Genomic DNA, 14,862 nt, shown 5'->3' on the forward strand with positions numbered 1-14,862 from the left:
CCCTGGCGCGTGCGATCGCATCCCTGCGCGAGGCCCGTGCGAAAGGGGGCGACCGCGTAGCGGTGAGCCCACTCCGCCGACCTTTGTCGACGGGTGCGTGACGCGGATACAGGATAGTCGGCGCAGGACCCGGTACGGATTTGGATCAGACGGCGATCCGGAAAGGCTCGGCGGCCGCTTCGACCGCGCGCGCATCCGCGAAGCTCCGGCATCCTGCGATGGCGCGATCGGCCTCCACGCGGCACCAGCGGATTGGCTCCGCGACGTCGTCGCCGGCACGGTGATGCATCTCGACCATCTGGCAGGCCTCCGACAGAGCCGTGAACCCCAGCATACCGGCCTGCGAGATCAGGGTGTGATTATCGGCCATGAACCGATCCGTGGCATCGATCGGCCCGGTCGACGGGTAGATGGCTGCGATTCGGACACGAACGTCGTCGAGCCAGGTCAGGACCTGGTCCGGGCCGGCGAGGCCGATCAACTCATCGAGGATCGCTTGGTCGGGCGCGGCGGTCGCGGGCGCCGGTCCTGTCTCGGCCAGCACAGGAGCGGAAGCGATGCCGGAGCGGCAGCATCGCTCGATCGCTTCGAGAAGGTCGCTGCGGCGGAAGGGCTTTCCGACATGGCCGTCCATCCCCGCCGCGCGCAGGGCCTTGACCTGATCGGCGAGCACGTTCGCGGTGAGCGCGATGATCGGGATACCGCAGCGCGGAGCGGGCAGGGCGCGGATCTCGGCGGTGGCGGTCAGGCCGTCCATGATCGGCATCTGAACGTCCATCAGAACGGCGTCGTAGTCGCCGGTCTCCACGGCCCGGAGCGCGGCGGCTCCATCGCCGACGACGTCGACGCTGTGGCCCGCCCCCTCCAGGATGATCCGTACGATCTCTTGGTTGGCGGGCAAGTCCTCGGCCAGGAGGAGGCGACGCGGCTGCGCCGTCACCGGCAGGACCGCCTCGACATTCGCGACGCTCCCGGAATCCGCGAGGTCGAGGGACAGGACGAAGGAGAACGTCGAGCCCATCCCGGCTTCGCTCGATACGGCGATCTCGCCACCCATCAGCCCGACGAGACGTTGCGAGATCGCAAGTCCGAGCCCGGTGCCGCCGAACTCACGGCGGATCGACCCGTCGACCTGGCTGAAGCGCTTGAACAGGCGGTCGATCTTCTCCGGCGGGATGCCGATTCCGGTGTCGGTCACCGAGATCGCGATGCGCTCGCTCGCCTCCGTCCGGCCGATGACGGCGAGCCGCAGGGTGACCGAGCCTTCGCGGGTGAATTTCACCGCATTGTTGATCAGGTTGAGCAGGACCTGGCGCAGGCGGTCCTCGTCGCCGACGTGGCAGGGCGATATCCGCTCGTCGACGTCGAGGCCGAGTTCCAGCCCCTTCTCCTCGGCGAGGGCGGCGACGATCATGCGGGCATTGTCGGCCAAGCCCCTCAGCGAGAACGGGCGCGGCTCCAGTTCGATGGCGCCGGACTCGATCTTCGAGAAATCGAGCACGTCGTTCACGACGGTGAGCAGGGCACTGCCGGAACTCTGGATCATCCGGATCTGCCGCTTGAGATCGGGCGTCAGGTCGTTGCGGTCGAGGATGATGCCGGTGAAACCGATCACCGCGTTGAGCGGCGTGCGGATCTCGTGACTCATCGAGGCAAGGAAGTCCGTTTTGGCCTCGCTGGCGGCATTCGCCTCGGTCGTCAGCCGCTGGGCCTCCGCCGTCGCCGCGCGCTCGGCCTGCGCCTGCTCGTGCTCGACCGTCCTGTCGCGAACGATGCACAGCACGCGTTCCAGATGGTTGTGGCCGTCGTTCATGAAGCTCACGAGCACGCTGAGCCACTGCCCGGCGCCGGATTTCGAGGGACAAAAGATCTCGATCTCGACGACCGGCGCCTCGCAGGCCTGCAGCATGGCCGTTTGCAGGTGCTCCACGCTCGATTTCGGAAACATGGAGAACAGGCGGCGGCCGATCAGGGCGCCGGGCTCCGGCGCGTAGTTGATCCAGTGGGCACTGCGGCTCGCGAACTCGACCTGGCCTCCGGGGCCGGCCACCAGGATCACGTCGGGGCTGTTCTCCATGATCTTCCGGGTGAGGACGGAGGCCTCGCGCAGGGCGCTCGTGCGTTCCTCCACGCGTTGCTCCAGGACCCGGTTGCTCGCTTCCAGGGCCGTGTCCCGCGCGGTCAGGTCGGAGATCAGGCGTTCGAGGGAGGAACTCAGGGCGTTGGCCTCGCGATACCCGCCGGACGGGACCTGCGTGCTCCGGTCGCCGAGCCGGTGCCGCTTTGCGAAGGCGACGAGGGCCAGGAGTGGCCGCGTCGTCATCCGGGCGATGAGGAGTCCCAGGAGTCCGAACGGAAGAGCGAGGCCGACGCCCCAGAGCAGGATGGCGTGGCTGACATGCGAGACCGGCGCGAGCGCGGTTCGGGTCGGCTGCCGGATGACGATCGTCCAATCCATGCCCTGATAATCGACCATGCCGATGGACCGGCTTGCCGCGATCAGGAAGGATTGATCGTCGCCGAAGGAGATGATGGGGGAGGCGCCCCCGCGCGCCGTTGTGGCACCCGCGATCGCCTGCAGGATCGCCGGGGACAGGCGCCGGCCCATGATGTCGGACGGGCCCAGCAGGACCTCGCCGTCGCTGCGCAGGATCAGGCCTTCGATGCCGTTCTGGCGCTCCTGGAACCGGTCCAGGATCGAGCGCTCGATCCGGCGCGCCCAGCTCCAGCTCATATGACCTCCGAGGATGCCGACGAGCCGGCCCTCGCCGTCGTGGACGGCGGTCGATACGTCGACGAACCGCATCGGCTCGCCATCGGGAAGTGGCGAGAGCTTTTGGGCAAGGAGGAGCGCCTCATGCACGTCGCCCGCATATGGCTTCAGGCGTGCCTCGCGAAACCACGGCCGCTCCGCCACGCTGCGGCCTTCGAGGATGCCGCCCGAGCTTGCGATGACGATGCCGCTGGCGTCGGCCAGACCGAGCCATGCGTATTCCTTGTGATCCGCCTGGACCGTATCGATCCATTTGCGCCACGTCGCCGGCGTCGCCGAGACGCTCTGCCCCATCGTGGCGAGGGTCCGCACGAGCTGCAGGTTGTCGTGCATGACCGCGTCCAGCCGATCGCGCAGGTTGTCCGCGTAGCTGGAGAGTTCGTGCCCGATCTGCTCGCGCAACTGTGCGGCCGCGATGCGCTCGGCCGTGAAGCTGACGCAGAACGTCAGGGCTAGTGCGAGGATGCCGAAGACCGATGCGAGCAGCACCTGCAGGCTGATGGAGCGCTGTCGCACGCGAGTGTTCCCGGAGAGCATCGCCCGCGATCAGACCCGCAAAGTCTTAGTTTTGTACTACAGGAGGTGGATTGGCCACCCACACGCCGATCCAAATGTCCCTTCAAAATGCCGTGATTTCGAAGATGATACCGGTCCCGAAACGATTGATTTACCCTAATGCATGACGTCCGTCTCTACATCGTCATGCCGACGCGGTCGTAAGCCGACAACAACGTGCGGTTGACTGAGGGTTCGGTGCGCGTTGTTTCGCGTTGCTTTAACGCGTCATAGAGAATTCTCGGATCGTATCGGATCGACGCTGAGGCGATGCCTCGCACACCCGTGTTCGCGTTCCGTCCGGAGATTAGAGATGCCCGTAGCCCCCCTCGTCGTCGTTGCCGACGACGACACGATCACGCGCTCGATCATCAACCTGAAGCTGAAGAGCCGCGGCTACAACGTCATCACGGCCCCGGACGGGAGCGAGGCGCTCCGCGTGATCGAAGCGGAAGCCCCCGACCTTGTGGTCCTCGACGCGATGATGCCGGGCATCAACGGTTTCGAACTGCTGAGGCAGATCAAGACGACGCCGAAGACGGCCGGCACCCTGGTGGTCATGCTGACGTCCCGGAAGCTGGAGCAGGACATCGTCGGCGCCCTGAATGCCGGGGCCAGCGACTACCTCGTGAAACCCTTCATCCCCGAGGAGCTCGCGGTACGGATCGCGCGCCTCCTCCCCATCAACGCGGCTCAATAGGCCGAGCGTCCTGCGCTCTGGGCTTCGACACGGACCGGTTGGCGACGGCGCGTCGCAGGCATGCGTTGCACCGTCATCCTGCAGCGCCTGTCCGCCGTCTGCGCAACATCGTTCGCGCGCCGTGCACGATCCGATGCACCACGGCATAGCTTTACGATTGGCGGCATGATTTAATCCCTGGAATACCAAGGCCCGAAGAGGCCACGCAGGGAGAGAAGCCTGACATGAACGTTCGCGTCTCTGACGCGTCCCCGGCGGACGTGGGTTTGTCCAATTGGTTGTCCCGCGAGCATATCGTCGCGAAGGCCGGTTTCAATCGCTGGCTCGTGCCGCCGGCTGCCCTCGCGATCCATCTCTGCATCGGGATGTCCTACGGATTGTCGGTGTTCTGGCTGCCCCTGTCGCGCGCCCTCAGCGTCGGGCAACCGTCGCCGGCAGCCTGCCCCGATATGACCGTCGCCACCGTCCTGTTCACCACCACCTGTGACTGGCGCGTGAGCGATCTCGTGACGGTCTTCTCCATCGGCATCGTCATGCTGGGAATCGCCGCAGCCGTCTTCGGTGGATGGCTTGAGCGGGCCGGTCCCCGCAAAGCCGGTCTGGCGGCGGCACTCTGTTGGGGGGGCGGCTTCCTGATCGGGGCCGTGGGCGTCCATCTTCACCAGCTCTGGCTGGTCTGGCTGGGCATGGGTGTGATCGGGGGCATCGGCCTGGGGCTCGGCTACATCTCTCCCGTCTCGACCCTGGTGAAGTGGTTCCCCGACCGGCGCGGAATGGCGACCGGCATGGCCATCATGGGCTTCGGCGGCGGCGCCATGATCGGCTCACCGCTGGCCAACATCCTGATCAACACCTTCAAGACCGCGAATTCCGCCGGCGTCTGGGAGACGCTGGCGGTGATGGGCGTGCTGTATCTCGTCGCGATGACCTGCGGCGCTCTCGGCTACCGGGTTCCCCCGGCCGGCTGGCGGCCCGAGGGCTGGACCGCACCGGCCTCCAAGAGCGCGATGATCACCTCGGGGCACGTCCATCTCGACAATGCTCACAAGACCCCGCAGTTCTGGCTGCTCTGGACCGCGCTCGCTCTCAACGTCTCGGCGGGCATCGGCGTCCTCGCCCTGGCCTCGCCGATGCTGCAGGAGATCTTCGGCGGCGCCCTGATCGGTCAGCCGGGCCTCGCCTTCTCGCAACTCGACGGCAGCCAGAAGGCGCAGATCGCCGCCGTCGCGGCGGGGTTCGTGGGCCTACTCTCGCTGTTCAACATCCTCGGCCGCTTCTTCTGGGCCTCGATGTCGGACAAGATCGGCCGCAAGGTCACCTACGCCACCTTCTTCGCCCTGGGCTGCGTGCTCTACGCAGCGGCACCCTGGGCTGCCGGGATCGGTTCGAAGGGACTGTTCGTGGTGTTCTTCTGCGTGATCCTGTCGATGTATGGCGGCGGCTTCTCCACGATTCCTGCCTACCTCGCCGACGTCTTCGGTACGCAGTTCGTGGGCGCCATCCATGGGCGCCTCCTCACCGCGTGGTCGACGGCAGGTGTGGTCGGGCCCTTCGTGGTCACGGCGATCCGGCAGGCGCAGGTGGATGCCGGCATCCAGGGCGCCGAACTCTATACCCGGACGATGTACATCCTCGCGGGTTTCCTGGCCGTGGGCTTCGTGGCCAACCTGCTGGTGCGCCCATTGGCAGCGCGTTGGTTCATGAGCGACGCGGAGGTCGCTGCGGCCGAAGCCAAGGGCTCGACGACCTCGGCGCGCCTACAGTCGGGCTCCTACGGGATCGGGCGTGGCGGCTTCAGTCCGCTCGCGGGTCTCGCCTGGATGGCGGTCGGAATTCCCATCCTCTGGGGCATCTGGACGACCGTATCGAAGACGCTGATCCTGTTCAGCTGACCGGCACGGCATCGGAACCGCGGGCGAAGCAAAGACCCGGACATTCGGAGAGGACGCCATGAGCAATGACCGACGGGATTTCCTGAAGGCGGCGGCCGGCATCGCCGCGGCCTCGGCGGGTGCGATGGCGACCGCGGCCCAGGCAGCGGGGGAGCCTCAAACGGGCGCACCCGCAATCGCAGGCACCGGGGCGATGGCCGGACCCGGGGTGCGCTCCGGTGCCTTCGCGATGCCGCGCGGCCTGACGCTCATCAACATGCGTCGGGCGGGGGGCTACGGCCTCGGCGTCAAGCTGCCGGGCGGCGTCCTCGACGTCACCGCGGCGGCTGAAAATCTCGGCCTGCCGGCGCCGGCCGACATGGACGACCTTCTGCAAAACGGCAGGGGCGCCGAGCTGACGGCCCTGGTCCAGGCAGTCGGAGCGCGGCCCCAGGCCGGACTCCTCCTCGACGAGGCGAAGATCGCCTACGCGCCGCTCGTCACCCGGCCCGAGAAGATCATCATGATGGGCTTCAACTACCGGAAGCACGCCGAGGAGACTGGTACGCCCATTCCCAAGGACCCGCCGCTCTTCAACAAGTACAACAACGCCCTCAACCACCATGGCGGAACGATCAAGCTGCCGACGGCGGCCGCAAGGGAATTCGATTACGAGATCGAACTCGTCATAGTGTTCGGACGCGAATGCCGCGACGTCTCCGAAGCCGATGCCTTGGATTACGTGGCGGGCTATGCCACCGGCAACGATTTCAGCGCCCGCGACCTGCAGACGCTGACCTCGCAATTCATGATCGGCAAGACCAGCGACGGCTTTGCGCCCCTCGGGCCCTACATGGTCACCAGCGACCTCGTGAAGGACCCGAACAGCCTGCGCCTGGAGACGCGGGTCAACGGAGTCCAGCGCCAGGATTGGAACACCAACGACATGATCTTCAACTGCCGCCAGTTGATCAGCTTCGCTTCGAAGATCATGACGATCAAGCCCGGCGACATCTTCTACACCGGCACGCCGCAGGGCGTGATCTTCGGCGAAAAGATTCCGCGTGCCGAACGCAGATGGCTCAAGCCCGGTGACCAGATCGCCTGCAGCGTCGAAGGCCTGGGCGAGCTTCGGTTCAGCCTGACCTGACCAGAGAACACCTTGACACTCGATCCGAGCGTCCTCGGCAGGTCGGAACGCCAGATCGGCTCCGGTGAAGCGAGTCCTGTTGCTTCACATAGACGACGGGCCGGCGCCCTCGACAATCACGACGTCGACGTCCGCCGCCCGCTCGCGCAGGCGCGCGACCTCGGCGTAATCCGGTGAATGCCAACAGGCGCGGGCTTTCTCGTAGTCGTCGAAGGCGATGACGACATTGCGCGCCTTGGCTTCGCCCTCGACGGTCTCGAAGCGCCCGCCGGCGACGAGAAACCGCCCCCCGAAGCGCTCGACGACCGCCGGGAGGGCACGCGCGTAAGCGCCGTAGCGCTCGGGGTCCGTCACGGTGATGCGCGCGATCCAGTAGCCGTTCGGCATGAGCCTGTCCCCCAAGCGACGTTCCCGATGCCGGTACGGCGATACGCCGTGCCGGTCCATCACGCCGACAGTTGCCGTGCATGCAGGTCACGAGTCGAGCCCGCGGTCCATGTCTGCAGCAGCCACGGCACGCGCGAGCCGATCATCGGGCGCGCATAGAGGTAGCCTTGCGCGTAGTCGCAGCCCAGGGCCGCCAGCTTCTCGGCCTGGCCCACCGTCTCGATGCCTTCCGCCGTGACCTGCACCCCCAGGCTCCGGCCGAGACCGATCACGGCTGCCACGATGGCGGCATCGTCTCCGTCCTGCTCCATGTCTCGCACAAAGCTCTGATCCACCTTGATGTGGCCCACCGGAAACTGTTTGAGATGGGTCAGTGAGGCATAGCCGGTCCCGAAATCGTCGAGGGTCACCAGGATCCCGGCCTCGTGGAGACGCTGGAGCGTCGCCGGGACGCATTCGGAGCCATGGCCGAGGAAGACGGTCTCGGTGATCTCGACCTCGAACGACGCGGGCGGTATGTCGAAGCTTCGCAGGACATCGAGGACATGCCCGGCAAGATCGGGCTTGCGGAACTCGGCGGACGCGAAATTCACCGCGATCCGGCCGAAGCCGAGCCCGCGCTCCTGCCACGAGCGCATGTCGGCGGCGACCTGCCGGAGGAGGCAGTCGCCCAGCGCGATCGAAAGCTCGCGATCCTCGAAAGCCGCGCCAAAATAGCCCGGGGTCAGGAGGCCTTTCGACGGGTGGAGCCAGCGCGCCAAGGCCTCGAAGCCGACGATCTCCCCCGTCGTGAGGCAGACCTTCGGTTGATAGAAGGGCACGATCTGGCCTGCATCGAGTGCCAGCCGCACTTCCTCGATGATGCCGACCCGCCGCTCGGTCTCCGCCCGCATCTCTGGCACATAGACGAGGGCGCAGTTTCGGCCCGCGGCCTTGGCGCGCGAGAGCGCCAGGTCGGCGTCTTTCAGAAGTTCACGCCCATCGCGATGGTGATCCGGGAAGGCGGCCACACCGATGCTGGCCTTGCAGGTGAGCGTACGTCCCCGATAGGCGAAGGGCTGTCGAAGCCGCTCGATCAAGGTGTCGGCGAAGCGCATCGCGTGGTCGAGCCGCAGCGGCTCGCCGAGCAGCAGGGCAAACTCGTCGCCGCCGAGCCGCGCGACGACGTCCTGGTTGCGCAAGCCGTCGCTCAGACGCCGGGCGACCTCGCCGAGCACGGCGTCGCCGACGTCGTGGCCCAGCGTATCGTTCACGTCCTTGAACCCATCGAGGTCGATGAGCATCAGGCTGACGCCGGTGTCGGATTGCTCGGCCCGTGTCAGCGCCTCCTCAAGCTGGCTCTGAAAGAAGGCGCGGTTGGCGAGCCCCGTCAGCGCATCATGGTTGGCCGCCCGCCAGGCCAGTTCGTCGGCGAGCTTGCGCTCGGTGATGTCGAACGTGATCCCGACGACGCGATCGGCGGTGATCTGCTCGGCGCGCATCGCCAACCACATCAAAGGTCCTGACGGATGCAGGTACCGGAACTCGACGGCATTCACGGTGCCGCCATAGGCCACGAAGGTTTCCACGTAGGCCCGGTCGGCGGGGTGCACTTGGTCGAGCAACAGGGAAATCGGTCCCGAGCCGATGCCGAGGAGCGAGAGGGAGTTCGCGGAGCGGGTCGCCAGCCCGGTCCTCAGGTCCCGCTCCCACGCCACGAGGCGGCCGGCCCGGAGTGCGAGGCGCAGACGCTCCTCGCTGCTGCGAAGGGCGGAACTCGCCTCGCGTTGCAGGGTGGCGTCGTGCATGGCGCCCACCATGCGCACGGCCCGACCCGCCTCGTTGCGAATGACGAAGCCCCTGTCGATCACTTCGGCATAGGTGTCGTCGCCCCGCAGGAACCGGTACTCGTCGCTCCAGCGACTGTCCGTCCCGTCGATCAGGGCGTAGATGGACGCGACCACGCGTGCCCGGTCATCCGGATGGATCTTGCTCTTCCACCATGTCCCGGAATCCGCGATCTCGGTATCCGCGTAGCCGAACAGCACACCCGTCGCCTCGCTCCAGGCGATGTGATCGGTGGCGAGATCCCAATCCCAGATCGAATCCTGCGTTGCGAGGACGGCCAGGCGGTGACGTTCCTCCTGAACACGCAGGGCTTCGGTCGCCTGCCGGCTCTGGTGGACGTCGGTCGCGACACCGACCCATTCCTCGATCCGACCGGAAGCGTCCTTCAGCGGAACGGCCCGGGCCAGGATCCAGCGGTAGTCGCCGGTCACATGTCGCGCCCGGTACTCGACGGACCCGGTCTGTCCCGAAATCGTGATGGCGCGCCACGCCGATGACGCGCGCTCGCGGTCGTCCGGATGTACCGCGTCGAGCCACCCGTCGCCCCTGGCCGCATCGGGGCTCTGGCCGGTCTGGTTCGCCCAGCCACCACTGTCGATGATCTGTCCGTCCGGACGCGCTCGCCAGACTGTGGAGGCGCTCGCATCGATTAGAGCCTCGTAGCGCTTGTTGGTCTTCTGAAACGCGCTTCTGGTCTCGCCCTGGGGTGTGGCCTCGCGCCCGGTCGATGTGTGCCCCTGCACCGGGTCGACGATCTTCGTGCCCGCCGTGCCGGTTCCCGCGACCAGCACCCGATTGCGGCCCTGGCGTTTGGCTTCGTACTGGGCGGCATCGGCGGTGGCGAACCACTGTTCGACCGTCGCATCCGGGAAGCGCTCGGCGTGCATGACGCCGCCGCTGACCGTGACCACGTCATGATTCTGGCCCTCGTGAGGGATATTCTCGGCAGCGACGCCGAGACGGACGCGCTCGGCGAAAGCGAACGCATCGGGCTCGTCCGTTCCGCTCAGGATGACCGCGAATTCCTCACCGCCGATCCGATAGGCCGACGCGCCGGACGTCAGCGCATGGTGCTGCAGGATCCGTGCGATGGCCCTTAACACGTGATCGCCGGCCAAGTGGCCGTAAAGGTCGTTGTAGCGCTTGAACTGGTCCGTATCGAACAGCAGCAATGCGAGGGGAGAACGGTCGGTCCGGCTGCGGGCATCGGCCAGCGCCTGGTCGAACTGCCGGCGATTGGACAGCCCCGTGAGACTGTCCGTGTTGGCGAGATGCGCCAATTCCAGACTGGTCGCCTGCGCGATCGTCTCGGCCTCCAGGCGCCGGCGCAGCTCTCGGTTGAGCCGAAGCGCCAGGAGGCCGATGCCGACGCACACCACGAGGACAATGAGACCGACGGTGATGGCCTTCGGTCGCCAAGCCGCTTCGACCGCCTCCGAGCCGAGCGCCACGTTCACCCGCAGCGGCCAGCGGCCCACGCGCATGAAGGTGTAGAGGCGCTCGACCCCGTCCATCGAAGACATGGCCGTGAACTGCCCCGCCTCCTCTTTGATGAAACGCTGGACGCTCGGGACGCCGGCCATGTCGCGGCCGGGAACCAGGGAATCGGCCGGACTGCGAACGAGGAGAATGCCGTCGGCGTGGAACAGGTTGATGGCGCTGTTGGGCTCGGTGTTGAGACGCTCGAAAATATCCGCGAAGTAGGCGACTTCGATGGTGCCGATGACGACGCCTGCGAAGGAGCCGTCCGCGAAGCTGACGCGACGGCTCAGCGGGAGAACGAAGCGACCGCTGACCGCCGATTTCATCGGCCGCCCGATATGCAGCCCGAGGTCCGCGCGGGCTCGGTGCACTTGGAAGTAGTTGCGTTCGAACGCGTTCAGACGTCGTGGCACGATCGAGCCGGAATCGATGTAGGCTTGTCCCTGCTGGTCGAGGACGAAGATCGCTCCGAATCCGCGCGCCTTCGCGGCTCCATCGAAGAGACCGAGTTGGCGGACCTCGGGAGGCGCCCCTTCCAAGTCGGTGTTCTGCAACCGCTCCACGACCGTCTGCAGTGAGAGGTCATAGAGTTCGATATCGCGATCAAGCGTGCGCTCGACGCTGCGGAGGAGGCTTTGTGACGTGCGTTCGGCCTGGCTCCAGGCATTCTCGCGCATGGTGAGAATGAGACTGCCTGCCATGGCGCAGAGGACGAACGCGAATGCGACGCTCGATCCCACAAGCACGCGCTGAAGCTGTATCGGACGCTCAGGCTTAAGTTGGGGCAGGCGGATCGTTTTCATGTTCCGTCATCGAATGGCGGCTGCTGTTCATACTCGTAATGACCGGGTCCTAAGATGCCGTTGCTATCTGGAACGGATCATGAGCCGGCTGCAGATTTTCAATCAGTGGCGAGAACCGGCGCGGCCAGTTCAAAAAGCTTCGCGGTTCACATCCGCGTGTGGAAATGGTCGTGGGGTGACTGGCCCGGACTGGTGGTGAGCCCTCCGCTCCCGTCGAAGGAGAAGGCCGGCGGACCGGAACCAGCCGCTGGATCGCTCACACGGGTTCGATTCAGCTTCGCCCGACCCTGCGCAAGTCGAGCCAAATGCCTGCGGGTCGACGAAGACGTCGCGGACGTTGCATACCGCCTGGCCGGGCCGGGTCATGCGGACGCGAGTGTTCGGAGGCCGGTCGCTGCATCACGGAGCCGGATATCCGCCGCTGAGCCTTTCCCCCTGCGACCTGGGCTCGCGGAGCGCGTATTCGGCGCGGTGACGCGCGCCGGCCGTGTCGGGTAAGGGGCTTATCGGCGCCGACCGGATGGGGGAGGGCCCCTGACGCGCCGACGGGGCGATCGAGGATCGAGCCGATGCCCCAATCGCCGCCGAATTTGCAGAGGTCGCGCTGGCGATTCGGCCTGTTCACGCTCCTCTACCTCTACCAGGGCGTCGTGGCGGGTTTCGCGCTCACGGCGCTGGTCAACCACTTTGCCGCCGCTGGCGCCTCCACGGCGGATGTCGGGCGCCACCTCGCGATCGTCGGCCTGCCCTGGGTGCTGCAACCGCTGCTCTGGGGACCCGTGATCGATCGGGCGACCCCCTACCGCATGGGGCCCCGCCGATTCTGGCTCGTCCTCTCGCTCGCCTGCGCGCAGACAAGCCTGGCCGGTCTGCTGCTGCTCGGCGCGACACCGAGCTTGACTGTCGTCAGCGCGGCCCTCTTCCTGCACAGCCTCGCCGCCTCCCTCGCCGATACCGCCACCGACCGCATGATCGCGGGCAGCGTGCCGGCCGACGAACTGGGCCGGACCAGCGCCGGCACGCGGGCGGGCTTCGTGATCGGAAGTGCCGCGGGGACCGCGCTCTTCGCCTGGATCCTCGAGATGCGAGGTTTTCCGGCGGCGGCCGCAACGCTCCTCGCCCTGACGACACCGCTCGCCTTGGCGGCCGTCCTCGTGCGCGAGTCCCCGGGCGACCAGCTTTTCTCCGTGCGGGCCTGCAGCCTGTCGCACACGCCCGGGCCAATGCGGATCTCGGCAACGGTTCTCTACGCGCGGCAGCTTCTCGCCGCGTTTCGCACGCGCGACGCGCTGGTCCTGCTGACCATGTGCTTTGCCATCGACTTCGGCCTCGCCTTGTTCCAAGTGCCTTTCGCCGTCGCGCTGGTGCAGGTCCATGGCTGGGACGCGGGCGCCCTGTCGCGCCTGCAGGCGCTGCTCGCGCTCCTGGGCGGGACCCTGGGGGCGGCGGGCATCGGGGCCTACGTCGATCGCATCGGGCCGGGCCAAGTCCTGCGCGGCCTCCTCGTCGCCTGCGCGGTGGCATTCGGCGTCGCGGGCGTGCTGATCGCAGCCGGTCTGGAAGCCGCAGCCGGTCCTTTCATCCTCGGACTGGCCAGCGTCGTGCCGGCCCTGCTTTACGTCGCGTTGCTGCCGACCGTGCTGCTGGCGAGCCGCGAGGGACGTGCGTCCGCAACGCAGTTCCAGATCTACATGGCGGCGATGAACCTCGGCGACGTCGTCGGCTCAGCCTTCGCCGGAGCGCTCGCTTCGGTGGTGGCTCCGACGCTTGTCGCCCTCGTCGTCGCGGGCCTGTTCCTGGTCTGCGCACGCGCCGCGCGGGCGCACGGTACGCGCGCCGGGTCGCGTGGCCGATAGTCGCCTTTCCGCCGATGCGGGACACTCAGCCGGCGTCCCCCGCGCGGCCTCCGCAGCGCGAGGACCATGCAACGAAGCAGGGCCGGTCGGCGGGGGCTGGAAAAGTGACGGGGGTCGAGCCAGCAGGGGGGCTGAAGTTCTCGGTCGACGCTGGACGGACACGGCGTTGCGCTGTAGCCGTGCGACAGGTGCAGCCTTGCGGCGCGGGACGGAGTTGGCCTCTTGAGCGAACGGAGAGGGGCGGGACCGCCGACGGTCTACCTCGACGTGGACGGCGTTGTCACAACCGTCGGCTACCAGCGGCAGGCAGGCAAGGACAGGCTGAACCCGGTTCAGATCGCCCGCGTGGCCGCCTTGGTGCGCGAGTTCGACGCGAGGGTGGTGGTTTCATCGACCTGGCGCGTCGCCGATTGCCGTCCGACCCTCATCGAAGCGGGTCTCCCCGAGGACTGCTTTCATCCGGACTGGCGCACCGCCATCCTGCCGACGAGCTGGGATGCCGAGACGGGCGCAATGCGCCCCGCCGAGCAGGCCGGGCGCGGCGATGAGATCGCCGAGCACGCGATCCGAAATCGCATTACGCAATATCTCGTCCTCGACGACGTCGAGGTCGGCCCCGCCCATGCGGGGCGGCACGTCCGGCCCGATGCGGAGCGCGGGCTTAGCGAAGCCGACGAAATCCAGGCCCGAACGCTCCTGGCGGGCATGGAAGCGGCGCGACGGACGATGCGGCAGGACAGCGCATTCGAGCCCTCCGCGGATTTGCGCTTCCGCCGCTCTTGAACTTTCCGGAAACACGGGTCATTCCATGACAGTGGCATGACGATGTCCTCTTCGTGTTCGTCATGCTGCCCCCGACATCGACGCGGTCACCCTGACCGTCGCCGGACCGCCCGTCCGGCTTCTCCGCGACGCTGCACCCGTGCGGCTCCTCGGAGCGCGTCGGATCGTCGACCGGCAGGAAGGAGTGGCAGCGATGTTCGGATTTCGGAATCGGGTCGATACGTCCCGTCCCTCGCTTGACGCCCTCGGCATCGTTGAACGGTCGGCTGCAAAGGCCCACGCTTCCCTCATCGCCACGGGCTGGACCGAGATCGGCTTCGGGTACCATGGCTCTGTCCATGCGCATGCGGCCCACCCTGACGTCGTCGTACGCCTCGCACGCAAGGCGGACGGGTTCGGCGATTATGCGGCCCTGCTTTGCCGGGGCTTCGCGGGCTCCGACGGACCACATGCTCCGCGCGTCCACGATCTGTCCGTCAGCCGCTGCGGCGCGCTGATGACCGTCGGCTCGCGCCTGACAAATCCTGCGCCCGATGCCTGGTGGCTGGCCTACGCCCACGCCGTCATCGCAGACCATCCCGGCGCCGCCATGGACGAGGGCGTCCGCGACCGGTTCAGGGCGGAATGGCCCGCGCACGAGCCCCGCGTCGATCATCCGAGCTTCGACGGGATCCG

9 protein-coding genes are annotated in these 14,862 nt (G+C 67.1%); 6 read left to right on the top strand and 3 right to left on the bottom strand.

Annotated elements, in window-relative coordinates:
• Positions 1–145 precede the first annotated feature (145 nt).
• Positions 146–3,289 carry an ATP-binding protein gene (locus JWQ05_RS12790; protein ID WP_299658824.1) on the bottom strand — a complete coding sequence of 1,048 codons (3,144 nt, stop codon included), beginning with the start codon at positions 3,287–3,289 and terminating at the stop codon, positions 146–148.
• Between the two features lie 352 nt (positions 3,290–3,641).
• Between JWQ05_RS12790 and JWQ05_RS12795 the strand changes: the two genes are divergently transcribed.
• From JWQ05_RS12795 to JWQ05_RS12805, 3 genes are all read left to right on the top strand, one after another.
• Positions 3,642–4,028 carry a response regulator gene (locus JWQ05_RS12795; protein ID WP_299658825.1) on the top strand — a complete coding sequence of 129 codons (387 nt, stop codon included), beginning with the start codon at positions 3,642–3,644 and terminating at the stop codon, positions 4,026–4,028.
• Between the two features lie 224 nt (positions 4,029–4,252).
• Positions 4,253–5,920: an OFA family MFS transporter gene (locus JWQ05_RS12800; RefSeq protein ID WP_299658826.1), complete on the top strand. Its 1,668-nt coding sequence runs from the start codon at positions 4,253–4,255 to the stop codon at positions 5,918–5,920.
• A 58-nt stretch (positions 5,921–5,978) separates the two neighbouring features.
• Positions 5,979–7,049, top strand: a complete 1,071-nt coding sequence (locus JWQ05_RS12805) for a fumarylacetoacetate hydrolase family protein (RefSeq protein ID WP_299658827.1) — start codon at positions 5,979–5,981, stop codon at positions 7,047–7,049.
• Positions 7,050–7,133: 84 nt separating this feature from the next.
• Here JWQ05_RS12805 and JWQ05_RS12810 read toward each other — a convergent pair whose 3' ends face one another.
• On the bottom strand, positions 7,134–7,436 hold the full coding sequence (locus JWQ05_RS12810) for a DUF1330 domain-containing protein (protein ID WP_299658828.1): 303 nt from the start codon (positions 7,434–7,436) through the stop codon (positions 7,134–7,136).
• 59 nt (positions 7,437–7,495) lie between these two features.
• A complete protein-coding gene (locus tag JWQ05_RS12815; RefSeq protein WP_299658829.1) occupies positions 7,496–11,446 on the bottom strand; it encodes a diguanylate cyclase in 3,951 nt (1,316 codons plus the stop codon).
• A gap of 671 nt (positions 11,447–12,117) precedes the next feature.
• Here JWQ05_RS12815 and JWQ05_RS12820 point away from each other — a divergent pair.
• From JWQ05_RS12820 to JWQ05_RS12830, 3 genes are all read left to right on the top strand, one after another.
• Positions 12,118–13,404, top strand: a complete 1,287-nt coding sequence (locus JWQ05_RS12820) for an MFS transporter (RefSeq protein ID WP_299658830.1) — start codon at positions 12,118–12,120, stop codon at positions 13,402–13,404.
• Positions 13,405–13,626: 222 nt separating this feature from the next.
• On the top strand, positions 13,627–14,187 hold the full coding sequence (locus tag JWQ05_RS12825) for an HAD domain-containing protein (RefSeq protein WP_366944593.1): 561 nt from the start codon (positions 13,627–13,629) through the stop codon (positions 14,185–14,187).
• Positions 14,188–14,380: 193 nt separating this feature from the next.
• Positions 14,381–14,862 (top strand): hypothetical protein (locus tag JWQ05_RS12830; protein ID WP_299658832.1); only part of this gene is annotated, 482 nt, incomplete at its 3' end.

Origin of the sequence: Methylobacterium sp., from assembly GCF_028290105.1 — a bacterium.
GTDB lineage: Bacteria > Pseudomonadota > Alphaproteobacteria > Rhizobiales > Beijerinckiaceae > Methylobacterium.